Annotated in this window: 29 protein-coding genes; 18 read left to right on the plus strand and 11 right to left on the minus strand. The window is 43.4% G+C overall.

Annotated features, from left to right (window positions below; genetic code table 11):
• Window positions 1-4: 4 nt before the first annotated feature.
• The gene (locus tag BK139_RS21180) at window positions 5-490 is read right to left on the minus strand and encodes a hypothetical protein (protein WP_076262752.1); all 486 of its coding nucleotides are present in this window, start codon (window positions 488-490) and stop codon (window positions 5-7) included.
• Window positions 491-662: 172 nt separating this feature from the next.
• Here BK139_RS21180 and mutM point away from each other — a divergent pair, with 172 nt between their 5' ends.
• Window positions 663-1472, plus strand: a complete 810-nt coding sequence (gene mutM / locus BK139_RS21185; RefSeq protein WP_076262754.1) for a bifunctional DNA-formamidopyrimidine glycosylase/DNA-(apurinic or apyrimidinic site) lyase — start codon at window positions 663-665, stop codon at window positions 1470-1472.
• Window positions 1473-1506: 34 nt separating this feature from the next.
• On the opposite strand, the gene BK139_RS24170 is transcribed toward mutM, so the two are convergent.
• Window positions 1507-1650, minus strand: coding sequence for a hypothetical protein (locus BK139_RS24170; protein WP_175609172.1), 144 nt, complete (start codon window positions 1648-1650; stop codon window positions 1507-1509).
• Window positions 1651-1829: 179 nt separating this feature from the next.
• Here BK139_RS24170 and rraA point away from each other — a divergent pair, with 179 nt between their 5' ends.
• Both rraA and BK139_RS21195 read left to right on the plus strand, forming a co-directional pair.
• A complete protein-coding gene (rraA, locus tag BK139_RS21190) occupies window positions 1830-2309 on the plus strand; it encodes a ribonuclease E activity regulator RraA (RefSeq protein ID WP_048010607.1) in 480 nt (159 codons plus the stop codon).
• An 89-nt stretch (window positions 2310-2398) separates the two neighbouring features.
• The gene (locus BK139_RS21195; protein ID WP_048010608.1) at window positions 2399-2656 is read left to right on the plus strand and encodes a hypothetical protein; all 258 of its coding nucleotides are present in this window, start codon (window positions 2399-2401) and stop codon (window positions 2654-2656) included.
• Between the two features lie 31 nt (window positions 2657-2687).
• Here the strand turns inward: BK139_RS21195 and BK139_RS21200 are convergent, their stop codons facing one another.
• Together BK139_RS21200 and BK139_RS21205 are read right to left on the minus strand one after the other, a co-directional pair.
• Window positions 2688-3623 (minus strand): VanW family protein, encoded by a 936-nt coding sequence (locus BK139_RS21200; RefSeq protein ID WP_076262756.1) that lies wholly within the window; start codon window positions 3621-3623, stop codon window positions 2688-2690.
• A gap of 175 nt (window positions 3624-3798) precedes the next feature.
• Window positions 3799-4308 (minus strand): hypothetical protein, encoded by a 510-nt coding sequence (locus BK139_RS21205; protein WP_076262758.1) that lies wholly within the window; start codon window positions 4306-4308, stop codon window positions 3799-3801.
• Between the two features lie 253 nt (window positions 4309-4561).
• Between BK139_RS21205 and BK139_RS21210 the strand changes: the two genes are divergently transcribed.
• The 6 genes from BK139_RS21210 (at window position 4562) to BK139_RS21235 (ending at window position 9234) form a co-directional block, all read left to right on the plus strand.
• On the plus strand, window positions 4562-4909 hold the full coding sequence (locus BK139_RS21210) for a lmo0954 family membrane protein (protein WP_048010486.1): 348 nt from the start codon (window positions 4562-4564) through the stop codon (window positions 4907-4909).
• Between the two features lie 17 nt (window positions 4910-4926).
• Entirely contained in the window at window positions 4927-5559 is a 633-nt protein-coding gene (locus BK139_RS21215; RefSeq protein ID WP_076262760.1) for a PspA/IM30 family protein, read from the plus strand.
• A gap of 186 nt (window positions 5560-5745) precedes the next feature.
• A complete protein-coding gene (gene liaF / locus BK139_RS21220) occupies window positions 5746-6480 on the plus strand; it encodes a cell wall-active antibiotics response protein LiaF (protein WP_076262762.1) in 735 nt (244 codons plus the stop codon).
• On the plus strand, window positions 6477-7493 hold the full coding sequence (locus BK139_RS21225) for a sensor histidine kinase (protein ID WP_076262764.1): 1017 nt from the start codon (window positions 6477-6479) through the stop codon (window positions 7491-7493). The genes liaF and BK139_RS21225 overlap by 4 nt, the downstream gene beginning before the upstream one ends.
• Window positions 7494-7536: 43 nt before the next feature.
• The gene (locus BK139_RS21230) at window positions 7537-8169 is read left to right on the plus strand and encodes a response regulator transcription factor (RefSeq protein ID WP_076262766.1); all 633 of its coding nucleotides are present in this window, start codon (window positions 7537-7539) and stop codon (window positions 8167-8169) included.
• A 114-nt stretch (window positions 8170-8283) separates the two neighbouring features.
• Window positions 8284-9234: a cation diffusion facilitator family transporter gene (locus BK139_RS21235; RefSeq protein ID WP_076262768.1), complete on the plus strand. Its 951-nt coding sequence runs from the start codon at window positions 8284-8286 to the stop codon at window positions 9232-9234.
• A gap of 43 nt (window positions 9235-9277) precedes the next feature.
• Here the strand turns inward: BK139_RS21235 and BK139_RS21240 are convergent, their stop codons facing one another.
• Window positions 9278-9958 (minus strand): TspO/MBR family protein, encoded by a 681-nt coding sequence (locus BK139_RS21240; protein ID WP_076262801.1) that lies wholly within the window; start codon window positions 9956-9958, stop codon window positions 9278-9280.
• A 307-nt stretch (window positions 9959-10265) separates the two neighbouring features.
• Between BK139_RS21240 and BK139_RS21245 the strand changes: the two genes are divergently transcribed.
• The 4 genes from BK139_RS21245 to BK139_RS21260 all read left to right on the plus strand — a co-directional run bounded on the left by BK139_RS21245 (window position 10266) and on the right by BK139_RS21260 (window position 15889).
• A complete protein-coding gene (locus tag BK139_RS21245; RefSeq protein ID WP_076262770.1) occupies window positions 10266-11642 on the plus strand; it encodes a sigma-54 interaction domain-containing protein in 1377 nt (458 codons plus the stop codon).
• Window positions 11643-11727: 85 nt separating this feature from the next.
• A complete protein-coding gene (locus BK139_RS21250; RefSeq protein WP_076262772.1) occupies window positions 11728-13047 on the plus strand; it encodes an aspartate aminotransferase family protein in 1320 nt (439 codons plus the stop codon).
• Between the two features lie 12 nt (window positions 13048-13059).
• Window positions 13060-14427: a YjiH family protein gene (locus tag BK139_RS21255; RefSeq protein WP_076262774.1), complete on the plus strand. Its 1368-nt coding sequence runs from the start codon at window positions 13060-13062 to the stop codon at window positions 14425-14427.
• 136 nt (window positions 14428-14563) lie between these two features.
• Window positions 14564-15889 carry a polysaccharide biosynthesis protein gene (locus BK139_RS21260; RefSeq protein WP_076262776.1) on the plus strand — a complete coding sequence of 442 codons (1326 nt, stop codon included), beginning with the start codon at window positions 14564-14566 and terminating at the stop codon, window positions 15887-15889.
• Window positions 15890-15923: 34 nt separating this feature from the next.
• Here the strand turns inward: BK139_RS21260 and BK139_RS21265 are convergent, their stop codons facing one another.
• Window positions 15924-16598, minus strand: a complete 675-nt coding sequence (locus BK139_RS21265; RefSeq protein WP_076262778.1) for a TrkA C-terminal domain-containing protein — start codon at window positions 16596-16598, stop codon at window positions 15924-15926.
• A gap of 57 nt (window positions 16599-16655) precedes the next feature.
• Entirely contained in the window at window positions 16656-16919 is a 264-nt protein-coding gene (locus tag BK139_RS21270) for a hypothetical protein (protein WP_076262781.1), read from the minus strand.
• Between the two features lie 197 nt (window positions 16920-17116).
• Here BK139_RS21270 and BK139_RS21275 point away from each other — a divergent pair, with 197 nt between their 5' ends.
• Entirely contained in the window at window positions 17117-18055 is a 939-nt protein-coding gene (locus tag BK139_RS21275; protein WP_076262783.1) for a magnesium transporter CorA family protein, read from the plus strand.
• Window positions 18056-18065: 10 nt separating this feature from the next.
• Here the strand turns inward: BK139_RS21275 and BK139_RS21280 are convergent, their stop codons facing one another.
• Window positions 18066-19016 (minus strand): SDR family NAD(P)-dependent oxidoreductase, encoded by a 951-nt coding sequence (locus tag BK139_RS21280; protein WP_076262786.1) that lies wholly within the window; start codon window positions 19014-19016, stop codon window positions 18066-18068.
• 74 nt (window positions 19017-19090) lie between these two features.
• Entirely contained in the window at window positions 19091-19663 is a 573-nt protein-coding gene (locus tag BK139_RS21285; RefSeq protein WP_076262789.1) for a TetR/AcrR family transcriptional regulator, read from the minus strand.
• A gap of 145 nt (window positions 19664-19808) precedes the next feature.
• Between BK139_RS21285 and BK139_RS21290 the strand changes: the two genes are divergently transcribed.
• Both BK139_RS21290 and ggt read left to right on the plus strand, forming a co-directional pair.
• A complete protein-coding gene (locus BK139_RS21290) occupies window positions 19809-20321 on the plus strand; it encodes an acyl-CoA thioesterase (protein ID WP_076262791.1) in 513 nt (170 codons plus the stop codon).
• Between the two features lie 216 nt (window positions 20322-20537).
• Entirely contained in the window at window positions 20538-22319 is a 1782-nt protein-coding gene (gene ggt, locus BK139_RS21295) for a gamma-glutamyltransferase (RefSeq protein WP_076262793.1), read from the plus strand.
• Window positions 22320-22384: 65 nt separating this feature from the next.
• Here the strand turns inward: ggt and BK139_RS21300 are convergent, their stop codons facing one another.
• Window positions 22385-22882, minus strand: coding sequence for a GNAT family N-acetyltransferase (locus BK139_RS21300; protein ID WP_076262795.1), 498 nt, complete (start codon window positions 22880-22882; stop codon window positions 22385-22387).
• A 125-nt stretch (window positions 22883-23007) separates the two neighbouring features.
• On the opposite strand from BK139_RS21300, the gene BK139_RS24175 reads away from it, so the two are divergent.
• Window positions 23008-23151 (plus strand): hypothetical protein, encoded by a 144-nt coding sequence (locus BK139_RS24175; RefSeq protein WP_175609173.1) that lies wholly within the window; start codon window positions 23008-23010, stop codon window positions 23149-23151.
• A gap of 687 nt (window positions 23152-23838) precedes the next feature.
• Window positions 23839-25350, plus strand: coding sequence for a cardiolipin synthase (gene cls / locus BK139_RS21305; RefSeq protein ID WP_076262798.1), 1512 nt, complete (start codon window positions 23839-23841; stop codon window positions 25348-25350).
• Here the strand turns inward: cls and BK139_RS24235 are convergent.
• Window positions 25284-25660 (minus strand): hypothetical protein (locus BK139_RS24235; RefSeq protein WP_217695245.1); only part of this gene is annotated, 377 nt, incomplete at its 5' end. The genes cls and BK139_RS24235 overlap by 67 nt on opposite strands.

A 25660-nucleotide genomic window follows, 5' to 3' on the forward strand; every position in this document is an offset into this window, starting at 1 on the left:
GATCTTAGACGCTCTCGAGCTGGTCAAACAGCCAAAACTTCAATAAAACCAAAAAGATAACAGTTAAGATGAAGTTTTTCAGACTGAATGTCAACTTGCCATCCCTGGGCAAAACAATGCCCAATGAAACCAAGTACCAGAACCACTTCTTATTGGTCAGCCTATTTGGATTGGAGAAATGCCCCTGCTGTTTCTTTTTATTTTCATGACGGGCCCAGAGAAGTACAACGATGATATCAAGACAAGAGCCGATGGAAATGGCTGTGATCATAAACGTATTGGATGGCTGCCATTTCTCTTCGTTCTCAGCTGCCTTCTTTTCCTGATTGTGCTTTTGAATCTGGAGTTCTTTGGAGAAAGCAGAAGAAATTTCTGAAGGCTGTTGAAAAGCGGGTTTGAATGAGACAGCCGCAAAAATTAAACTGCCTAATAACGCAATATAAACGATAAAAAACATTAAAGCCTGATTGCTGGAACGGTTCTTTTGCATATGGAAAAACCTCCCTTAATCATCATCGTAACATTTCTAACATCAAAATATTGAAAACTATTGTTGCGAAACGTTGAACAAACGAAAAAAATTGATTGTACAGTTTTCAGGAATGAAGTGAATCCTTCCATTAAATACTAAGGTAACAGTATTTTAGGAAGGAGCTGACACCATGCCTGAGCTTCCGGAAATGGAAACCTACAGAAGGCTGTTAACGGAGAAACTGGTCCGTAACGTCATTACTGATGTAGAGGTGAACCGCGAAAAATCAATAAATGTGCAGCCTGCCCAATTCGAAAGTCAGCTGATTAATGTGCAAATAACGGAAATCCAAAGAAGGGCCAAGCACCTGATTTTCAAGCTGAGCTCCGGGAAAAACCTGCTGCTGCACCTTATGCTTGGGGGCTGGATGTATATCGGCAGCGAAGCGGACAATCCTGACCGAACCAAACAGGTTATTATTTCTTTTGGTGATAAAAAGCTTTATTTTATTGGATTAAGACTTGGCTATCTGCATTTGCTGACAGATGCAGAGTTGGATAAGGAGCTTTCCCATCTGGGACCGGAGCCTCTGGATCACACATTGGGATTTCCGGCCTTCCGGGAACTGATCGGAAGCAGAAGAGGAATGCTGAAAACGACATTTGTCAATCAGAAGTTTCTCTCCGGAATCGGCAACTGCTACAGCGATGAAATCTGTTTTGAGGCTGGACTGCTGCCAATGAAAAAAGCGCATGAATTGGATGAGGATGAAATAAAAATCCTGTATCAGTCCATGAAGGGCGTATTAACCCGTGCCATTCAGTTTGGGGGGTATATGGAAGAGGTCTTATTTAAAGGAGATGCCAAAACCGGGGGGTATAATGAGCAGTGCAGGGTCTATGACAGAGAAGGAGAACCATGCCTCCGCTGCAGCAGCCCTATAGTGAAAGAAGAAATATCTTCACGAAAAACGTTCTATTGTGCAAACTGTCAAAGCTAGAAAAGAGGCTGCCAATTCCGGCAGCCTCTTTTCACTACTCTTTCGAATCACTCTGAATCCTGTCAACAGTCGTGGAATCGCGGGAATCCATTGCACCCTTTAGAAAATGGACAAGCATAAATCCGACCAGCCCCAATGAAACAATAAAACCGATTGTAATAGCCCACATTAAAGCCATCCTTTAACCTCCCTTTTCTATTAGCGCAGAATGTCCTTACTAAAAGATATATGCCTGAAATCTGCAATCTTTCCCTTTCGATTATGAAAAAAGGAAGGGAACAGGCTGCTGCATATCGAAGTATTGAAAGATGGCATAATGAGGTTTACAGCCAAAAGTGCTAAAGGAGGAGATCTCTTTTGGATTTTAAAACGGCAGACTTATGTGATGAACACAGCCAGGAGCTGCGTATTTGCCAGCAGGAGTTTAAATCTTATGGGCAAAAAAGAAAGTTTTCCGGCCCCATTTCTACGGTTAGAGTGTTTGAAGATAACGTGCTGGTCAAAGAGTCGCTGGAGTCCATTCCGGAGGGAAGTGTCCTGGTGGTGGATGGCGGAGGTTCAAAAAGATGCGCACTAATGGGGGACAGGCTTGGTGAGATAGCTCAATCAAGAAAGCTTGCCGGTGTGATTATTTATGGATGCGTTCGGGATACTGTGGAGCTTGGAAGACTGGATACTGGCATCCTGGCACTTGGCTCAAATCCTTTGAAGAGCAGAAAAGAAGGAAAAGGGGACCGCAGCATTCCTGTTACATTTGGCGGGATTGACTGGAAGCCGGGTGAATATGTATATGCAGATGAAGATGGAGTGATTGTCTCTTCTGTACCGCTTATTTAAAGTTGAACACCCGCTTATGAGCGGGTGTTTTCTATCTTTGGCACTTTCCTGCTTAACACAGAATACCGTATCTAAAGGGGGTGCACAGCATGATTATCATCTTTTTGCTTTTATGGGCAGCCGGCATTTATCTTTTGTTCCGCAGCAGGAATGAGGAAGAAGAACACTTGGTGCTGAAGCTGATTGGTTATTATCTATTAGGAACATTTACTTTTAGTTTTAATGGCATTGTTCTGCCGGTTGGTTTTGTGATCAGTTTATTCCTGAAGCCCCGGCAGAACAGGAGCGTGAAGCGAGTCTCTGCTATATTTGGGCTGGTCATAATGCTCCTTGGTCTATTTTTATAGACTGTAGTAATTTCGAATGAAATAAAGTCTTTCAATCCTCCTTAACCGCTTCCTTTTCAATGCTGATTTCTTCCGGCAGCATTGTTGAAGCCTTCGGGACCTGGCGGGGCTCATAGTCTATTTCATCAGATGAGTATACTCTGATCACCATCTGGCCGTGCAGGGCTTTTGCTCTTATAAGCAGGGGAAAGCTGTAACGGTTCTTAAAGGTGAAATCAGGACCATACCAGCTTACTGTTGCATCCCGGCCGGGCGGTACATATGGAACCTTCTTGCTGTGGGAATAACGCTCGAGCACCTTCACGCCTGCCCTGTCAACTGCATTGAACAGAGTGGAGGAAACCTGGCAGATCCCGCCGCCGATATCTTCTGACAACTCCCCTCTTACGATCACCGGAGCGCGCATATAGCCTTTACCCGCCGTTCTTTTGCCGACAGCACGGTTAAAAGAAAATATTTCATTCGGAAACACAACAGTATTATCAAGAGCTTCGGCTGCAAGCTGAATATTATGAGAGCGTGAGGTGTTATTCGGATTAAAGTATGTAGCATACTGGCCGATCATTTTAACCCGGATATGGGAAAGAAGGTCCCGGTCGACTCTTGGATAAACGGGGAGCATCGGAATCTCAATTCTGCCCGGCCCTTTATGATAAAAATAGGAATAAAAAATATCTGTGAATGCTTTACGGTGCAGTATTCTGCCGGGTTTCTCAGCAACGATCCGCCCGCTATCGCCTATATAAGCGTTCATAGGCGGAATATACGTCTGACGATCCAATGTCTCAAGCAGCTGAATGAACCGTTCACTATCTACCAGAGGAAGCCCGGGAAAAGGTATTTGATAGTCTATTCTGCTGATAGTTGAAATGGATTTGCCGTCGTTTTCGATGGATAAATTTTCTGGGGGTCCAGCAGTCTGTGTTTGTGCTACTATCATAATCCCTAATATCCATGAGAAATACATATCACACTTCACCTCCGCCATTAGTATTGGCAGGAAAGAATTCTTTCATGTGCCGAAAGAACTGTTTATCAGGCAATTTCAATCAGCATTGGCCGCTTGCTGCAAGAAGCAATTATGGAATGAAACACACACAAAAAGGAAGCTCCGGTGATTGGGGCTTCCTTGTGAATGCCTATTATCTTTTTTCATCAACCAGCTGGCAGTCTGCTGAGGAATCATCTTCATTTTTATCAACCCAGAGCTTGTACATGGCCTTCCCGTCACTAAGCGTGCCATCTGCCATATCCATTGGCAGCAGGGCGAAAAAGACATAATAAAAAGAAAAATAGACGAATTGGTACCACAGCATATTAGCATCCAGAATACCAATTCGAATCAAGTAATTCACAAGAAAAATACTGGCAATGTTTAAAATGGATCCTCCTAAAAAGATAAGAGATTTGGTCAGTTTATTGTTGTGTGTTAAAGATGTATACTCACATCCCCCATACCAGAAGTAAAACCGCCTAACCTCCAAATACCTCGTTGAAAACAGGATTTTACCTGTGCCAATAATAACCCGGATTCCTTTCCCGCCAAAGATGGCTGCAAAGAATATATGACCCAATAGATGAATGAGTGTCACTATAGGGAATACCACAAAAAAAGCTTGCATGAACTTCATAAAATCATCATACCCAAACATGGGAAGACCTCCACTTCAATAGATGTATATCAAAAACTGCATATTGCAGACATCATTATTATTTGTTTGCATACCCCATGTGTACCCCCCGGTCTGTCGTTCTAACGTACATTCTTTTTCCAGATTTCCCAGCTTTATTGAAAGAGGCCGACAAACTGCTACGTCTCAGGTCTTATTTGAAAATAAAGCTGAGGCTCGTTATAGCATTTACGTATAACAGGTAAGATGAAATCAAGAAAGGAGGAAACGAAAAATGAAAAAACTTGGATTATTGATTGCAGGTGGTATTGCGGCGATGGTGCTGATTTCAAACCTTGGCCCGATCGTGGGTCTGGCAGTAAGTGCTGCAATTCTATACTTTGTGTTTAAACAATTTTTAAAAGCAGAAAGCACGATGGCAAAGATCGGCTATGGAATCATCGGGTTCATTGCTTTGATGGCCACAGCTTCCAACTTCCCGGCAATCCTGGGGCTTGCAGCTGCATACGTTCTTTACCTGGTTTATAAAAAATGGAACGATTCAGGCTCACGTGTAATGGAAGAAGATAATGACCCTTTTGCCAGCTTTGAAAAGCAGTGGGCAGAATTAAACAGAAACTAAAAAGAGGAGAGATCGATATGGCAAACCTATTAACAAGAATTAAAGATACAGTAATGGCAGACCTTCATGATGCATTGGATAAAAAGGAGAAAAAGAATCCAATTGCCCTTTTAAACCAATACCTTCGTGATTGTGAGCGTGAAACTGAAAAGGTCCGCAAGCTGTTGGAACGTCAATATACATTAAAGGAAGAATTCACCCGGGAATACGAGCAGGCGAAGAACCTTGCAGATAAACGCAAACGCCAGGCAGAGGTTGCCTCACAGGCAGGTGAAGAGGAACTCTATCAGTTCGCCTCACAGGAGCAAATTCAGTATGAAGAGCGTGCCGGCCGTTTAAAGGATCTCCTAAACCAGGCAGTACAGCAAATGGGTGAGCTTGAAAGAAAATATGAGGAAATGAAGCATAAACTAAAGGATATGCACATCCGCCGCATGGAGCTGATGGGCCGTGAAAACATCACACGTGCCAACCACCGGATGGATAAGGTGCTGGATCAAAACAATGATAAATCCTTTACAAAGTTCCAGGAAATCGAATCCTATCTTGACCGTCTTGAGCATCAGGTGAAAAGCTCCTATCACCGCAGCACAATCGATGCCCGCATCGCGCAGCTGGAAAAAGAGATGGAGAAGAAGCCTGTATTGTAGCGGTTATTTCGTAAGCAGCAGCCCAAATTAACGAGAGAGTAAAATAAACCCTGTCTGTATGATCTTTTTCCCAAAAAAGATAAAAACTCTTTCTACTTAATGAACAAAAAATGGTATTCTAAAAAGGCGTAGAAATACTGCGCCTTTTAATCAATCATTCCATATTACACAAAAGGGGGATGCCTCATGAACACGAACAACAAAAGCGATTATATGAGCTGGATCATCATATTGGGCATTGTCTTTCTCTTTGTGGAAATAGCCTTTTTTAACAGCGGCGTGGTATTCTCTCTTCTTGTGCCAATTGGAATGGTATATATCGGAAGAAAGTGGATGCCTAAGAGCTCCGGTAAATGGCTTTTCTGGCTTGGACTAATTTTTCTGCTCATCAATATTTTCAGCATGATGACGCTGAAATTTTTCCTGCTGGCGATTCTGGTTCACCTGCTGATTCAGTTTTGGCAATCCAAAAAAGAACCTAAACGAATTCAGCCGGAATTAAAGGAACCGGCAGTCAATCTCCAGAAAGAAACGTTCATAAAAAAGAATCCTCTTTTTTCCAATATATTTGTCGGCCAGCAAAAAACGCCTGAGCAGGTGTATGAATGGAACGATATCAATATCCAGACCGGCATAGGTGATACGGTTATCGACTTAAGCTATACAGTTATTCCAAAGGGAGAAACCGTCATTTTTATCCGGAACTTTATCGGAAATGTACAGGTGCTTGTTCCCTATGATGTGGAGGTTACTGTCAGTCATTCAGCGATAGCCGGTAAGGCACGGATATTCGAGTACGAAGAATCAAAGATGTTTAATCAGCATCTTCACGTTCAGACGCCTGGCTATGAACAGTCAGGACAGCGCGTTAAAATTTTCACTTCTTTTGCAGCCGGGGATATCGAGGTGAAGCGCGTATGAGTATCATTCAGCGGCAAATTGCATGGGGAGCGGGCATGTCCCTCCTCATTCTTGCTGTCCTGACAGCCTCTTTTTTTACGATGTTCCCCATTCCCGGCTGGCGGGATCTTTGGGAAACGGAAATACTTGATATTCCATTTATCTTATTTGTGCCGAGCGTAAGCCTGGCCATAGGCCTGATCTTTGGTCTGCTGTCAGGCATTTACTGGCGCCGGCAGCTTTTTGCTGTAGACACTATGCTCCACCAGGTCGAAGAAGGCAGGCAATTGGATGTGCCGGAAACGGGTAAAGAACTGCAGTCCATAGCAGTCAGAGCCGAGAAGATTCAAAAAAATATAGCAGAACAGGCAAAGATCTCTCAAAAGCTGGCAAATGAAAAAGCGGAAGATATCGAGAACAGGATGCAGGAAATCGTTTCACAGGAACGGAACAGGCTTGCCCGTGAGCTTCACGACTCTGTCAGCCAGCAGCTGTTTGCAGCATCGATGATGATGTCCGCCATTACTGAAACCCAGCAGGATCCGGAAGACAGGCAGGCAAAACAACTGAAAATGGTGGAGGAAATGATCCATCAGTCACAGCTCGAAATGCGTGCCCTGCTCTTACACCTTCGTCCGGCTGCACTTAAGGGCAAAAGCCTTCAGGAAGGAATTGAAGAGCTTCTGGTCGAATTGCTTCAGAAAGTTTCCATGGAGATTGAATGGAAGGTGGAGAGTTTTCCGCTTGATAAAGGGGTGGAAGACCATTTATTCCGGATCCTTCAGGAGGCAGTGTCCAACACACTCCGCCATTCCAAATCGCAAAATCTTGAAGTGCTTCTGATTCAAAGAGATGATTATGCCATACTCCGGGTGGCTGATGATGGAGTCGGGTTTGATGTAGAGGAAACAAAGGCAGGCTCCTATGGTCTGCAGAATATGTATGAACGCGCAGCGGAAGTTGGCGGCAGCATGAAAATCATCAGTGTGAAAAATAAAGGAACCCGCCTTGAAGTAAAGGTTCCGATTATGTAAATATTGTCTGCTTGGGCAAGACTAAATTCTGAGGGTGAGGCCAATGATTAAAGTACTTTTTGTGGATGATCATGAAATGGTTCGGATTGGAGTGTCTTCCTATTTGACGGCACAGCCGGATATTGAGGTTATAGGAGAAGCGGATAACGGAAAAACAGCGATTGATATGGCACTTGAATTGCGGCCGGATATCATTCTGATGGATCTCGTTATGAAGGAAATGGACGGAATCGAGGCGACCGGAAGAATCATCGAACAATGGCCGGAAGCTAAGATCATCATTGTGACAAGCTTCCTGGATGATGAAAAAGTGTATCCGGCTTTGGAAGCAGGGGCGACAAGCTATATGCTGAAAACCTCCAAAGCCAGTGAAATTGCAGAGGCAGTCCGCTCGACCTATCATGGACAGTCAGTGCTTGAACCGGAAGTAACCGGCAAAATGATGGTGAAAATGAGGCAGAAAAACCAGCTGCTGCCCCATGAAGAGCTGACAAGCCGTGAGATGGAAATCCTCCTGCTAATGACAGAAGGAAAAACGAACCAGGAAATCGCCGACGAGCTTTTCATTGCCTTAAAAACAGTCAAAACACATGTGAGCAATATACTAAGCAAACTGCAGGTGCAGGATAGGACCCAGGCTGTCATATATGCCTTTAAGCACTCGCTTGTTAAATAATGTCTTTGGAGAGCTAATCATGATATTAGCTCTTTTTATTTTTGCTAAAAATGATTCAGAATCTGCTGATGAGGGTAAAAATAAAACCAAACAAAAATATTTGGCGGTGATGTAATGTCTGTGATTGCTTTATTGAAAAAAGGAAACAAATCATCGGGAATGGCAGCAATCGGAAATACGGCACTCGCAATTGCGAAAGGCCTGGCAGCTTTTGCAAGCGGGAGCGGGGCCATGCTTGCCACGACCCTTCATTCTCTTGCAGATGCATTGAATCAGGGGTTTGTGTTCTTTGGCAGCGCGCTTGCGGAAAAGGCGCCAACCAAAAGATTCCCAACTGGATTTGGCCGGGTGATCAACCTGTTTGTATTAATTGCTGTTATCGTCATTTCCATCATGGCCTATGAAACTTTACATAAAGGCTGGGAATTGATTCAGCATCCAAAGGAATCAACCGACCTCTGGCTCAATGTGGGAGTAATGATACTTGCAGTTGCCGTTGATGGATTTATTTTAGTAAAAGCCATGAAGGAAATCGGCCATGAAACGAGGAATCCTGCTAAAGGATTTGACATTATTCCTGTTGCCTTTAAAAATGTCAGGCTTGCCTCTCCTCCAACACGACTGGTTTTTTATGAAGATATTATCGCGACATTTGGTGCGCTGCTTGCCCTTGTTTCGATTCTGATCGCTCATTTTACAGGGCTTTACTTCCTGGACGGAGTGGGCACGATTTTAATTGGGCTGCTTCTGGTGGGAATCGCTGTGAAAATTGGATTTGAAAATACGCTTGGCCTGATTGGAGTGGCCGCGCCAAAAGATATCGAAGACCGTATTGCCGATATTATTCTTGGTGACCCCCAGGTCGTGGATATTAAACAGCTGCGTCTGATTCAGGAGGGAAGAAGATATCATGTGGAAGGGTACATTGAGCTGGTTGAAGGTCTGACCCTTGCGGATGCGGATGATATAAAAATCGGTGTAAGGAATCAGCTGCTTGATGACCCTGATATTAGTGACGTAACGCTCGGAATACTTGAAACAGACCAAATCCAGACATGGAAATGATGAGAAAAGGAAGCCTTGTGATGAGGCTTCCTTTCTTAATGTCTTACCTTTTTTTCCTTGTCAGCAGAATCCCTGCCGCTGTAAAAAAGGCAGCGAAGTAAGCGGCAAAAGCCACATTTGGGTCATTTTCCATATTCCTGACGCCAATGCCGATAAATGCCCAAACAAACACAAGCGGATAAACCCAGTCATTATTCTTAATCCGGAACACAAGGGCGAGGGCGGTGGCCACTGAGAGCATGATGTATGTCCACAAACTATCTTTAAGACCCCATCCATCCCAGCCTATATAGGTAAGATAAAAGCTGATATTTGCAATCGCCGCTACAGAAATCCAGCCTAAGTAAACGGAAAATGGGGCAATATCCAGAAACTCAGGATCAAATTTCCTGACATTCTTGTATAAAAAAATGAGAGTAAAAAGAAGTGCAATCATAATGAGTAAGGATAAAAGAAAATACTCGTAGTGCCAGGCGAAAATCCATAGACTGTTTAACATGCAGCTCACAATGAACAGAAGACTGGTCTGCCTGTAAATAGGAAGATTCCTTCGCTTCTTTGGAACTTGCCTTGCCAGCCAGACACCCAGCAGCAAATAGATAAATCCCCAAATGCTGAATACATACCCTGCCGGGGTGAAAAGAACCTCCAGCTTGTTGGATATCTCACCTGTTGTCTGCCCATTCAAAGGCAGAATGTTTGCCAGCGCATTTACTGCAATCATGACCAAATAGGCCGCTATTTCAAAAAGTAGAATCAAAAATACCTCTCCTTCCCTTATAAGAGTATATATTCCACTTTTAATGCAGCTATAATCTTTGAAAGTTTTAATTTTATTTTTATACTAAAATACGAATTTTTATTAATTTATCCCATCAGCATCTTTTCATTTCCACTAAAATGATGTATAGTCTTATACAAATCTGAATAATTATTTAAATTTGAATAATCTAAGGGTGAATCTCCTGAAATACAACAATTTTTTTAGAAATATGATTATTCAATAATGAATAATCTGCGGGAGGAACTTGATGAACAGCTTTTTCATGGACTGGAATAATGACAGAGAAGTCATATCTTCAATGGAAGAAGACATTATGGTCACCAATGCAGACGGCATAATTATAAAGGTCAGTAAAGGAAGCGGTGTGCATTATGGCATCGAACCGGATACTCTGCTTGGTGAATCTGTATATGAACTTGAAAGAAGAGGCGTGTTTAAGCCTGCGATTACTCCAGAAGTATTAAAGAAAAAGAAAAAAGTCATTCTGGTGCAAAAAGCCGGCTCAGGCAAAAAGATCCTGGTTACTGGTATTCCTGTATTCAATGAAACTGGGAATATCGATCATATTGTCAGCTATTCCTACGATGTTTCAGAACTTCTTGTTATAAAAGAATATCTGAACAGTGTTGAAGAAGAAATGGCCAGGGTGAAGAGTGAACTGGATCTCCTCCGCAATAAGAGCATTAAAATGGATGGCATGATAGCAGACAGCCTGGCAATGAGAAATATTGCCGAAACCATCAGAAGAATCCGCGATGTAGATGTCACAGTCCTGCTCCTGGGTGAGTCAGGAGTCGGAAAATCGGCTCTCGCCAAATGGATTCATCAAAACAGTATACGAAAAGACGGCCCGTTCATTGAAGTAAACTGCAGTGCGATTCCGGAATCCATCTTTGAAGCTGAGTTTTTCGGGTATGAAGGCGGTGCTTTTACAGGGGCAAAGAATAAAGGCAAAATGGGATTTGCTGAAATGGCAAAAGGAGGCACACTATTTCTTGATGAAATTGGCGAACTCTCAGCCCATCTGCAGGCAAAGCTGCTGAAATTCATACAAGACAAGCAGTTTTATAGAGTAGGAGGGACAAAGCCTGTTCATGCAGACTTTCGGCTCCTGGCAGCGACGAACAAGGATCTTGAAAAAGCAGTGGAATCCAGGGATTTCAGGCAGGACTTATTCTTCCGGCTGAATGTGGTGCCCTTAAAGATTCCGCCGCTCAGGGAAAGGAAAGAGGATTTATTTGCTCTCATTCATTATTTTCTCCACTCTATCTCCAAGCGGCATAATCGGGAAAGGCGCCTGGACAAATCCCTGGTCGATCACCTGCTGCAGCTTGAGTGGAAGGGAAACGTAAGAGAGCTTGAAAACCTGATGGAGCGGCTTATCGTAACAAGCACCAGCCTGATGATTACGAAAGACGACCTGCCTTATGAATACCATATGCAAGGAAAAAAAGAGGGTTTTATAGATTATGAGGGACAAACTCTTCCCGCTATATTGAAAGATGTAGAGAAAAAAGTATTAAACAATGCAAGGAAACGTTACCGGACCACTACTGAAATAGCAGTTGCCCTGGGGATCAGTCAGCCTTCAGTAGTAAGAAAATTAAAAAAATATGATTGTTAATACATACTTTGGCATGAATATTGCATTAAAGAATAGCAGAGAAAACATAACAATTACATCTATGCAGTATTCAGGAGGGAAAAGTATGAACGGAGAAAATTGGAGTCATCTTGTCGGAAACATTTCAAACCTATTGGCGCCAAGCATGGCAAAGGATCATCCGAATTTGCCGGTGGTCAAGGCGGAAGGCTGCTATTACTACGGTGTCGATGGAAAAGAGTATTTGGATTTTACATCAGGCATTGCAGTGGAAAATGTCGGGCATCGCCATCCAAAGGTTGTACAGGCCATTAAAGACAGTGCAGACCATTTGGTGCACGGCCCGTCAGGCGTTATCATCTATGAATCGATTTTGCGGCTCGCAGAGGAGCTTGGAAAAATTACACCGGGAAATCTGGATTGCTTTTTCTTTGCGAACAGCGGGACTGAAGCAATCGAAGGAGCTATTAAGCTTGCAAAGTATGTCACGCGGAGGCCCTATGTTGTTTCCTTCACAGGCTGTTTCCATGGAAGGTCGATGGGAGCGCTGAGTGTATCCACATCCAAGAGCAAATACCGCAAGTTTCAGCAGCCGTCCTGGCTGACCTATCAGCTTCCATATGCGGATGAGCGGGATTGTCCTTTTGGCGAAGATCCTGAGGAGTACTTCCCAAGAAAACTGGAAAAGGACGCTGAAACACTCTTCAAGCATCAGGTTGACCCGGAAGAGGTTGCCTGCATGATCATTGAACCGGTTCTCGGGGAAGGCGGCTATATCATTCCTCCGAAGAAATGGCTGCAGAAGATCAGGGAAATTTGTGACCGGCATGGAATCCTGCTGATATTTGATGAAGTGCAAACCGGCTTTGGGCGTACTGGGGAATGGTTTGCCGCCCAGGCATTTGATGTGGTGCCGGATATCATGGCGATTGCAAAAGGAATTGCGGCAGGACTGCCGTTAAGCGCAACTGCAGCTTCGAAGGAATTGATGGAAAAATGGCCGCTGGGTGCCCATGGAACAACCTTTGGCGGAAATCCGATTGCCTGTTCTGCAGCATTGGCCTCTCTTGAAGTCCTAAAAACGGAGAATCTTTTGGAAAACGCAAAGCAAATGGGAGAGTATGCATTACAGAAATTACAGGCTTTGAAAGCCGAACATCCTGCAATTGGCAGTGTCAGAGGTCTGGGGCTGATGATCGGCATTGAAATCATCGACCCGCAAACCGGAAAACCGGATGGAAACGCGGTAATGGACATCCTGAATTCTTCTCTTGATAAGGGAGTCCTCTTTTATCTCTGCGGAAATTCAGGGGAAGTAATTCGGATGATTCCGCCGCTTGTTGTGACAAAGGAGCAAATTGATCAGGGTCTGAGAATATTGGAAGAAGCACTTATGGAACATGAAGCAGTTGTTTCCAAATCATAAGGAGGTAATAGAATGAAAGCTGAGACAAGGGTTAAGCCGCAAGCCGTCACAGGAGAGTATTGGAAATTTATTATCCCATCTTTAATTGGGTCGCTCCTATTTCTGGTTCCAGTTAAATTTCAGGGAGACGTCACGATTGGTGTCGGTATTTTAGCCTCTCTTTTAGGCAAAGCGTTCAGTGAGCAGATGCCTGCCATTATCATTATTATTTTAGGATTATCCGTTTTTCTTTCCATCCTGGCAAAAACAGCAAAGCCGGCATTTATACTGGATAATAAGTTTTTAAAAGGGTTATTTGATACCGGGAAATTTGGGTTGACCATGAGAGTCCTCGGATTCGCAGTGGGAATCATGACTTTTTATGAAATCGGTCCTGAGTTTATCTGGTCGCGGAATACAGGCGGAGTGGTTCTCTACGACCTGGCTCCCGTTTTGCTTACGTGGTTCCTGTTTGCCGGCATCCTTCTGCCGCTTTTAGTGGAGTTTGGTTTAATGGAGTTCATTGGGGCGCTTGTCCAGAAATTTATGAGGCCATTTTTTACACTTCCCGGACGGTCCTCCATCGATTGCCTCGCGTCCTGGATGGGTGCCGGAACAGTCGGTGTATTGGTAACAACGAAGCAATATGATGAAGGCTTTTACACAAAAAGAGAAGCAGCGGTCATTGCGACAACCTTCTCGATTGCGTCTGTGGCTTTCAGTCTTGTCGTTGCGAATGTTGTTGGTCTTGGCCATTTATTCATCCCTTTTTACTTAACCGTTTCTGCCGCATGTGTCGTGGCAGCATTGATTATGCCAAGAATACCGCCATTATCCCGGAAGCCGGATACTTATTATGAGCCGGTAGGACAGCAGATAGATGAAACCATTCCGGAAGGGGTTTCGAAATTGAAATGGGGATGGGAGCAGGCAATTGATAAAGCAAGGAATGCTCCGGGTCCCAAAAAGCTTTTAACCAATGGCATTGAAACTGTTCTGGATATTTGGATGGGCCTGATTCCACTTGTGATGAGCCTGGGAGCAGCGGCCCTGATCATTGCGGAATACACGCCTGCATTTAAGTTTATTTCTTACCCGCTCATTCCGGTTTTGGAGTTTATGCAATTGCCGGAAGCAGGTGCTGCGGCGCAGACTATGCTTGTCGGCTTTGCTGATATGTTCCTGCCTGCTGTTATCGGAAGCGGAATTGAGAGCGAGCTGACAAGGTTCGTTGTGGCAGGCCTGTCATTAACACAATTAGTATACATGTCGGAAATCGGGATTCTGATCCTGCGTTCAAATATTCCGCTGAGCTTTATGGATTTATTCGTTATTTTTATCGAAAGAACGATCATTACTTTACCTGTTATTGTACTGATTGCACATGTTTTTGTATTTTAGCTGAGAGGGGGGCGGCATATTGCCAGCTCTCCTTTTTTCGTTATATTAATTTTCTCAAAAGTTCCAAAAGGGCAATATATTATCGGGGCATGTCTCATATCTTATATAGAATCTGCATTATATAAGGAGAGGCGCAATGAGTAAATTCTTCAAAGGAGTCATATTGCTTGCACTGGCTGCTTTTGCAAGCGAATGTATAGAGTTTGTGGTGAATATGGTGCTCGCCCGGGAACTGGGGGAGAGGGGACTCGGCATGTACATGTCGATTTTGCCGACCATATTTCTGATCGTGCTGCTGGCCAGTTTTGAGCTTCCGATCTCGATTTCCAAATTCATTGCCGAAAAAGATAAAAGGTATCATCTTAGCATGCTTCATCATGTCATCAAGCTGACCATTATCTTTACAGCCGTTTTGGTGCCGGCCGCAGCGATTATAATTCCGTTTATCAGTGTCTTTGATGAGTACCATCCGCTCTTGAGATGGGTTGTGATCGGCTTTATCCCCATCGTGTCCTTTTCCTCGATTGCCAGGGGCTTTTTCATGGGCAAGCATCAAATGGGAAAAATTGCAGCATCCAATTTTCTGCGCAAATCCGTTCAGCTCCTCCTGCTCGTCGTGCTTTATCAGGCCTTTCAATTTGATGTCAATACAGCGGTCTTTATTGCTTTTTGTACGTTTGTAGGAAGTGAGATTGTTGTTTTTCTATACTTGCTGAATATGTTTATTATTCAGTATCAGCGGATTAAAAAAGAGCCATCTGACTATGTCAGCGGAAAAAGTGTGAGGCAGAATCTAATCTCTGTGTCTGTTCCGACAACGGCTTTAAGGGTCTTTCATGCCCTGACACATGCTGTTCAGCCATTTTTAATCAAGGCGGCTCTCTTAAAAGCAGGAGTGCCCGGCGAAGTTGCAACAGAACATTTTGGGATGCTCGCCGGTGTCGCCATGACCATTGGTTTTTTTCCATCCTTTATAGCCCATTCCTTTTTAATCATGCTGATCCCGACAGTCTCCAAAGAGTATGCTGATCATAATCTGGGGGAGCTTCGGAGACTTCTTCAGCAGGTGTTTTTTGTCACCTTTTTATATGGGATTCCATCGGTTGTTTTTTTCTATTTCTTTGCACAGCCGCTGACCGAGATGTTTTTTCACTCCACAGATGCAGCCGTATATTTACAGCTGCTTTGGCCATTCTTCCTGCTCCACTTTTTCATTATCCCGATGCAGGCCTATTTAATCGGACTGGGTCTGATGAAGGATGCGTTCTATCATTCCGTCTGGTCAACCGTTGTTTCTTTCTCGGCCATGTTTGTGCTTGGCTCGATGCACAGCCTGCAGATGGACGGAATTATTGTGGGAATGAATATGGGCGCTGTTCTCCTGGCGATGATGCATTATGTAACAGTATGCAAAAAAATTGGCCTGACACTCTATCTGTCGCCGGCAAAGCAGTTTAACTGAAGCGGCAAAAAAGCATCTCCACGATGGGGATGCTTTAATCTTCTTTATCCTGTTTAGGACCAAACTTATCCTCAATTGTTTGTTCTTCTCCATATAAAACAATATGGTCGCCTTCCTGCAGTTCCGTAACAAGCCGCTCTTTTCTGATTTTTACATCGCCTCTCTGGATAAATAGCACATTAATATCTTCATCCTCGTCGATAATATCCCCCAGCTCTTTACCAATAAACTCACATTCTTCGTCAATAAAATAGTCCAGGACATGATCATTATCTTCCGTGAGAAGAGCCTCCCTTATCGGAAGATCACGAAAATCATAATGTTCTTCGAGTTCATGCTCCAATTTACCTGGAAGATAATCCCGTACCTTGGGGAGCCTTAAAATAATGATAATTAGGACCAGGGCTGCTGCCACGAATGAGATCTTGGAAGTATAAAATTCATCTGAAAGGATATTGCTGATTGCAGAAATAATGACTGCCAATGAAAAGGCGCCAAATAAAATTAGAAAAGCTCCGAACCTTCTGCGGATCGGATGGTCAATGATGAGTTCCGATTCCCCGGTTGTAAAGCCGGTGCCTGTAAGCATGCTGATCACCTGAAATCTGGCAATATGCTTATCAAGCCCTGTATAGGTGAAAATAAGAGTATGGATTTCAATAACAGCTAATACGATTCCCAAATAAATCAGGATGAAAAGAACACCCATCTTGCTTCCTCCGAAAATTCAGATTTATGTAAAAAACCTAAGGAGTTAGTCCTTAGGTCATTGCTGAACAGTTTCATTATAGTAATTTACTGAATACATGGCACCTTCATCAACCATTTTATTATCTTCAATATTATGAGGGTCCGGGTGACCCAGCTTTTCTGTTGGCACTGTTTCGTTTAAAAAGCGTTCAGGCAGCATGCCTTTCATTTTAACTGCAAGAGACTGAACTTTATTTCGATTGTTTTTGCTTGCTAGTAATAAAATGCTTGTAATTCCAACACCGGCTAACAGATATGGATTTAATGGACGAGAATTCATGTTTATGCTCCTCCTCTAAAAAATTTGATTGTCTTTCTTGCTCTATATTTACCCGGCATAATCAGAAGCAAACATGAAGTACTTTTAACATTGTTTCCAATACTAGAAGAAATTACTCTTTCAACAAGGTTTTATTCAGCCTTTAAGCAGGGAAGTATGATGATATAGATAAAAGAGCGTTTTAGGAGGAAGATGGGATGGAAAAAGAATATAATGAGGATAATTGGACATGGCACCGTTACGATCATTTGGATGAAATAGACTTTAATGAAGCTGGCGACTATAAAGAAGCATTGCAGAAATGGGCCAAAAACACTTCCGAGAACAAAACAAATGTAATGGAAATAGATACCTGCGTCCGCAAAAAGGAGTTTATCAGCGGCTCACTCATTTATCAGCAGACAACGAACGAGCAGCATGAAAATAGTTTGTTTCACTATTTTCTGACAAGGGATTTTCTCCTCACTGTGGACTTTGATTCGACTGTCATTCAGTCTGATGAATCACTGCTTTTAAATAAAATGGATTATACGAACAACGCCATTGATGGATTTTTTGTGATTTTAGGTGAAATCCTGAGCGATAACATTAAGAAGATTGATAAGTTTGAAGTACGTTTAAATGACCTTTTATGGAAAATAAAAGATAAGAATAATATTAATCGCCTGGAAGAAATCTATGAGCTGCGCCACCAGATTCTCGTGTGGAAAAATATTATGATTCCTGTTAAGGAAATCAGGCTTGGTGTAGAAGAAACCTTTGGTGAAGATGTTACAGAAGGAACTGAATTTAAAAGAACCTGCAAGCGGATTGAAAGAGGGTATACGCTGGTGCGTGAGTTTCAGCAAGAAATTGATGACCTCGTGAATTTTGAAGAGATGGTATCCATGCACAGGGGAAATGAAATTGTGAAGACACTCACTGTTATTACCACTCTTATGACTCCGATTGCAACCTGGGGAGCGCTCTGGGGCATGAACTTCAAAATTATGCCCGAACTGGAATGGAAGTATGGTTATTTGTTCTCCATTATCATTATCATTGCTTCTACCGCAGCCCTTTATATCATGCTCGTGAAAAAAGGCTGGATGGGTGATATCCTGAGGGGAAAGAAGAAAAATTCATTCTTCAAATAAAGGAATGCCGTTAAACAACGGCATTCCTTTCGTTTAATAAATGATCCAGTGTCATTTTAATTCCAGTCTCGTATGGTGTTTGAGGGAGAGTGCCGATTCTCGCTTCATATTTACTGCCGTCCAAAATAACAGGAGTCTGATTCAAATACATCAATTCCGTATATTCCCTCATCATGGGATCAAAAACACCGATGGCACGAATCATCCACTTATGGACAGGTGTGAAGGTAACGCCTCTATTTAGATGGCTAGAAACAATACTGGCTATTTCTTCACCAGTTATGGTCCCTGCACCAGGGATATTCCAGACTTCGCCGTATGAGGTTTCATTTAATGAAAGTTCGGCTAAAGCTTCTGCTCCATCCTTAATATAGATGAATTCTCTTGGAATATCGGTTTTGCCGACAAACATGCCTTTATTTTTTTCAATAATCTGGCTGAGTGTATAGTGTAAGAGTGTGTTTCCTGTATGTGGGCCGTAAAAGTCAGGGAAGTGGGCAATGATGTATGGCACGCCTGAGTTTTTTATCATCTCAATTAAGGTTTGGCGCAGCTTGCCTTTTTTTGTGTGCGGATTCTTGGGAGAAACTTCGGCAGCAGGGCTGGATTGAAGGCCATAGGAATATATATTATCAGCATAAATAAAAGGCTTTTGATGTTTGCGGCATGCGTGCAGGATATTATCCAATATAATTGAGAGTGCGGGATTCCAGTCAGGATAAGGAATATTAATGGCATGAAAAACGGCATCCGCTTCTGTCACTGCCTTTTCAACATCATCTGGATTCTGTGCATCCCCTGGATGGATAACAGCATTTGGTCCCCAGTCTTCCTTGAAGTTAAGCAGGTTTTCTTCAGACCTGGCAAAGGCAAAAGTTTTTATATTTATGCGGCATAATGCCTCTGTTAAAGCATAGCCCATTCCGCCTGTTGCGCCTAAAACCGCAGCTGTTTTTATCATTCTTCATCATCCTTTTTAATTTATTAACCACTGTTCAATTAAAGGGAAAAATTAAAGAAATGGATGTCATTTCTTTAATAAATGGCTTTAATCAAAAATTGCGCATGTGAAGAGGCGAGTTCCTTCACTTCTTCAAATGTCGTTTCCGATCTGCAATAATGCGTGACAAAGCCGTGCAAGCTTAAAAATACAGACCAAATATCCTTTATGGAAAGAGCTTCTGGAGCGAGTGAATTAATCGCTTGCGCAAAATGCATGTAGCTTTTATTTGGTCCTTCATTCAGATAGCTTTTCACATCATCATCCCGAATTAAAAACATCAGCTCATAATGCTTTTGATGGGTCAGGCCAAATTGAATATAACGGTAAAAAATGCTGAAAAGCTTCTGTTCATTGGTATCTGCAGATTCTTTCAGCACACTGTCGAGGACCTGGTCGAGCTTTTGAAAATCGGCTTCAACCATTTCGTAAAATAATTGAGCCTTATTTTTGAAATGATAATAGATGGCACCATGGCTGCAGTGAAGGGTGTCCGCAATTTTTCTCATGGATGCTGCGGCATATCCTTCCTGAACAAACAGATCACGTGCTACAGAAATAATTGCTTCTTTTGTTAGTTCGTCTTGGGCTGATTTTCTTGGGCTCATGGAATCACCTTTCGTTATTGAACACTGGTCAATAAAATTATATGATAAAGAGGGTATTTTTGGCAATATTTTTTTAATATCTATCCAAATTATTTTTATTAGCCATCAGCTTTTGATATGCTTTATTAAAACAGGAGGGAACAACATGAATGAAACAAAAACATGCAGAGAATCTTTTACGGTAAAAACAAGCATCGTGCTTCCGCCGGACACGAATACATATGGAACATTATTCGGCGGCAAGCTAATGGCTTATATTGATGATGTGGCAGCCATCGCGGCGATGAGGCATGGAAGAAGAAATGTCGTAACCGCATCTACAGACTCTGTTGACTTTCTTCATCCGGTTTATGAAGGCAATTCAGTCTGCCTGGAGGCGTTTGTGACCTATACAGGCCGGACATCTATGGAGATTTTCGTAAAAGTAATTGCAGAAGACCTGCTGACGGGCGATCGAAATGTGTGTGCGATGTCCTTTTTGACAATGGTTGCGGTTGACGAGAATGGAAAGCCTGCTCCGGTGCCGGCAGTCGTGCCTGAGACAGACGAAGAAAAGAGCTTATATGAAACAGCAAAAGAACGGGCGGAATTCCGCAAAAAGCGGAGAAAGGACAGTGAAGCCAGAGCAAAGACCTATGGTGCAGACCTGCCCTGGTAGATAACAAAACCTATAACAGAATATCGGGGGGAGCGTTTCTCCCCGATTAAAAACTGCCCCCTCATATTTTCCCATCCGGAAGAATAATTCCACCTTTTTACACACCAGCATCTAGTAAAATAGACTTAACTTTCAGAATATTAACTCTTATTTCTTGATTATCCTTTTCCTTCCTCTTAAGTTAGACGTGTAGAACCATACTGAAGGAGGAAGATTATGAAAAGATTTTTGAAAGCTAGTATTCTCATGCTTTTAAGTATTTTACTGGTTGCCGGAACCATGCCGTTAACCGGGCAGGCGAAAAAGCCGAAGCATGATGATGGCTATGGCGGATATAGCCAGGTTGATGTAGGCAGGGATGGAATGGTGGCTTCAGCTCATCCGCTTGCATCAAAAATTGGGGCAGATGTTTTGAAAAAGGGCGGTAATGCCATCGATGCGGCTGTCGCGGTCCAGTTTGCCCTCAATGTGGTGGAACCGATGATGTCCGGAATTGGCGGCGGGGGCTTCATGATGGTCTATGATGGAAAAACGAAAGAAACCACCATCATTAACAGCCGCGAACGTGCCCCGGCCGGAGCCACACCGGATATGTTCCTGGATGAAGACGGAGATCCGATTCCATTTGCGGAGCGATCAACTGGCGGTACGGCTGTCGGTGTGCCGGGCACATTGAAAGGGCTGGAAACAGCTCTTGAAAAATGGGGAACACGCCCTATGCAGCTGCTGATCGGTCCTGCGATTAAGCTGGCAGATAAAGGTTTTCCGATTGATTCTGTATTAGCCGATGCGATTGCCGATAATCAGGACAAGCTGGACAGAACGGCTGCCGGCAAAGTGTTTTTGCCTAAGGGTGAACCTCTTGAAGAAGGGGACCGTTTAGTACAGAAGGATCTTGCCAAAACGCTTAAAATGATTCGTTCTGGCGGAACTGACGCGTTTTATAACGGGAAAATAGCAGACGCTCTTGCAGGTGTGGTGCAGGATTTTGGAGGATCGATGACACCGGAAGATTTGGCAAAGTATGATGTAACTATTGACGAGCCTATTTGGGGAGACTATCAGGGGTATGAAATTGCGAGCATGCCGCCGCCAAGCTCTGGCGGAGTATTTTTGCTGCAGATGCTGAAGATTTTGGATGACTTCAATCTATCACAATATGATTTAAAATCCTGGGAAAAATATCACCTGCTTGCTGAAACCATGCATCTTGCTTATGCAGACCGCGCAGTATATGCAGGGGATCCGGAGTTTGTAAATGTCCCGGTCAATGGGCTCCTTCACCCTGATTATATTAAGGAGCGCCAGGAACTGATCAGCCTGGATAAAGTCAACAAAAATCCTGAAGCGGGAGATCCTTGGAAATATGAGAACAGTGAAGCCAATTATGAAGCGGCTGAACAGCCGAATGACCGCCAATACGGTGAGACTACCCACTTTTCCGTAACGGACAGATGGGGAAATGTTGTATCTTATACGACAACCATTGAACAGGTATTCGGAACAGGAATCATGGTTCCGGGCTACGGGCTGATGCTGAATAATGAGCTGACAGATTTTGATGCCGTGCCAGGCGGGGCAAATGAAGTCCAGCCAAACAAGCGTCCTTTAAGCTCGATGACACCGACGATTGTCTTTGAAGATGGAGAGCCTGTCCTGACAGTCGGTTCACCAGGAGGCCCAACGATTATTACATCAGTACTGCAGACCATCCTTTATGCGATTGAATATGATATGGAGCTAAAAGCAGCAGTTGAGGAACCGCGGATCTATACCAATAACCTGAATTCCTACCGCTATGAGGAAGGCATTCCGTCAGAAGCTATTAATAGGCTAAACGGAATGGGGCATAACTTCGGTCCGAGTCCGACCACAATTGGAAACGTCCAAAGTATTTTGATTGACCGTGATAAAGGTATTTTCAAAGGTGTAGCAGACTCCAGCCGCAATGGAGCTGCCATTGGCGTTGATTTGAAAGGGAAAGGAAAAAGAAAATAGAGTTTATGAGAATAGCACCTTGCTGATAAGGTGCTATTCTTTTTATCCTGCGGGGAAGCTGCCTCTTATAAAAACAATGCCATCAGGTCCTCATCATAGTACTTGCCATCAATCTTCAGTGCATGCCTCTCCTTGCCGTAAACCTCGAAGCCGAAAGATGCATAAAGCTTTTTAGCAGGTATATTTTCAGACATGACGGCCAGGTGGATTTGTTCCACCCCGTCCCATGAGCGGGCTTTTTCCACAGCCTTGCTGACAAGGCTCTTGCCGATACCATTCTTTCGGGCGGACTCTGTCACGTACATCGCATATATATTGGTGCGGTGCTTCATTTTTAACCCGGTATCTCTCACTAGACTGACAACACCTATAAGCTTCCCGTCTTCAAATGCGCCGTAGTGATAGGAGTTTTCTGTCTTAAATCTTTCTCCATACACTTCAGGAGGCCTCCCCGCTTCCTCCTCATAGCTTGAACCAAATGCTTCCGGATTCTTTTTTAATCCCTCTAATCTTAACTCTTTGTATATTTCAGCATCATCCGGGCGCAGAAGCCTAATTTCCATCAGGTTCACTCCTTTATTTTTTCCTAACCCTTAGATTCTCTTTACTGTGACGAAATCCTTTAGCAAAAATTGTTTTTCTTTGCTGTGATAAGGGAACAGGATAAAAAAGTACAGGAGGGATCAGTATGACACAGGATAACAACAAGGACTTAAAAGAGATTGTAAAAGGGCAGGATTCCCGGCAGCAGCAAGAACAGTCGTTAAAAGATCAGGAGCGTAAGCCGGATCAGCAAAACCGTTTGAAGGACCAGGAGAATATGAGGAAGTAATTTTTTAGAGGGAGCTATGAAGAGTAGCTCTCTTTTTTTAAGGCTGAATTGTAAGCAATGGTTTACGCATATTGAATATACATATAAAAAGGGGGAAGCAGAATGGGAGTGCTGTTTGGTTTAATTATTGCGACTCTGGTTTTCGCCTATTGCATTGACCGCAGAAGAAAGAAGATAAAGTGAAACTTCAATCAGTGGGGGTGTTCCTTATCCCCCACTGATTGTTAGTCGCGTTCTAGTGTCGCTAAGATCTCCACTAGTGCTTCAATCAATCGACACTACGAACCCGATTGGTTCAACTAAGCCTCTGCTGCGCATCGGCAAGTTTCACTGTATCTCACCAATCGGGCCTTTACGGGCAGTTTGACCCCCGCTTTCCTCCTTTGATTCCTCTGAGTCTTGAAGTGGGGGTCTTACTGCCCGTTAGACTGCGATAAACAATACAATGCAAAAAGGGATCAGCCCAAGTGAAAAACCGGGGGAGAGCTCGAATTATACGATGGGTGATAATCATTATACCGGAGGGGGACAATAGCCATTGCGATTTCAGCAAGGCTCTTCTTTTTTTCCGGATCATGCTTTCTTAACCTGAAAATGGGAAAAGCTAAGGTTGCCTGGTTTCTATATGGCATCAAAAAGGGTATAAGGAAAACATACATATTGTAACCTTTTTAGGAGAAGTGGCCTATGAAAAAAAGAAGAGTGGACTCTTTATTTGTATTTATCCTGATTGCATCAGTGTATATGATATTTTTCACGGATGCACCCTCACCCATTAAAATCGGTGCTGTCCTGCTTTATGCAGCTGTTATATTTATCAGCGCTATTTCCTTGATGCTCGAGAATCGCAGCCCTAACCAGACCTTGCTGTGGATGTATGTGCTGGTGTTTTTTCCGGTTGCCGGTTATCTGTTTTACTTGTTTTCCGGACAGCTATATTTGAAAGGCTATTTATTTAAAAGCAAAAGAAGCCGGGACAGGGATGAATGGAAAAGGCTGATGAAAAGGGAAGAAACACCTGATATTTCATTCCTGCAGGACAGCCAGCACTGCTTTGCTAAATTCGCCAATAATGTGGCATTGACCCCGCTGAGCACCAATTCACGGGCAAATATTCTTAAAAATGGCGAGGAGACATTTAATGAAATCAAGAAAAAGCTGCGTGAAGCAGAAGAGTTTATCCATATGGAATATTATATTTTCCGGTCTGACAGGCTTGGCAAGGAAATCATCAATATCCTGATCGACAAAGCCAGGCAGGGAGTGGAAGTGCTGTTTATTTTTGATGCGGCAGGCAGCATGGGAATGACATTGGAAGATCTGCAGTCCATGGAGGATGCAGGCATTAAGGTAAAGCCATTTTCTCCGCTGAAGTACGGTTTTTTTAATCAGAAATTCAACTTTAGAAACCATCGCAAAATTGTTGTTATAGATGGGAAAGTCGGCTTTGTGGGCGGACTGAATGTGGGAGTTGAATACCTGGGCGAAAATGAAAAAATCGGCTTCTGGCGTGATACTCACATGCTCCTCAAGGGGGAGGCAGTGTATACATTGCATACGGTTTTTCTCCTGGACTGGGAATATGTCAGCAAGGAAGATGTGCTGGAGGAATACCGGGATGTAAAGTATCCGATTGATGATGATGTGCTTGATGGTGCGGTGCAGGTGGTGGCCAGCGGTCCTGACACACAGCAGGGAATTATGAGTGATCTGTATTATTCAATGATTTCCTGCGCGACACGGTCCATTTGGATTGCCACACCTTATTTTGTCCCTGATGAATCGATTCGTACGGCGTTGAGGGTGGCGGCGGCTAAAGGAGTGGAAGTGCGCATCCTGGTCCCTGAGATCAATGACAGCTTCCTGACGCAATACGCAAGCCGGTCCTACTTTGCGGAACTGCTTCGATATGGTGTCGAGATCTATTCCTATAAAAAAGGCTTTCTCCATCAGAAGATTATTATCGTGGACGGAATCCTCGCTTCCATTGGAACGGCAAACATGGATATGCGCAGCTTCCACTTGAACTTTGAAGTTAATGTCTTTTTATACGGCACAAGCTCCATCCGCGATCTTGTCGCCCACTATGAAGAGGACCTGGAAGAAAGTGTGAAATTAAGTCCCGTCCAATATTATAAACGGGGATTGGCGGAAAGGTCGAAGGAATCATTTGCCCGGCTGTTTTCAGGGGTGTTGTAAAAAAGTGCCATTGATGTGGCACTTTTTTTGTGTGGAGGGGTGCTGCTTTTATAATCTGCAAATAGAAGAGGGGACTTGCAAATAGAATAGTGGAATTTGCAAATAGATAGGTAAAATGCAAACAGAGATCCGGAACCTGCAAATAGATGAGCAAATTTGCAAATAGTCCAGCCGAAATTACAAATAGATGAGCGAACTTGCAAATAGACCAGCCCAACTTGCAAATAGATAGGTAAATGCAAATAGAAACCCGGAACCTGCAAATAGATGAGCAAGCCCGCAAATAGACCAACCGAAATTACAAATAGAT

Source organism: Paenibacillus sp. FSL R5-0490 (assembly GCF_001956215.1).
Classification (GTDB): domain Bacteria; phylum Bacillota; class Bacilli; order Bacillales; family Cytobacillaceae; genus Cytobacillus.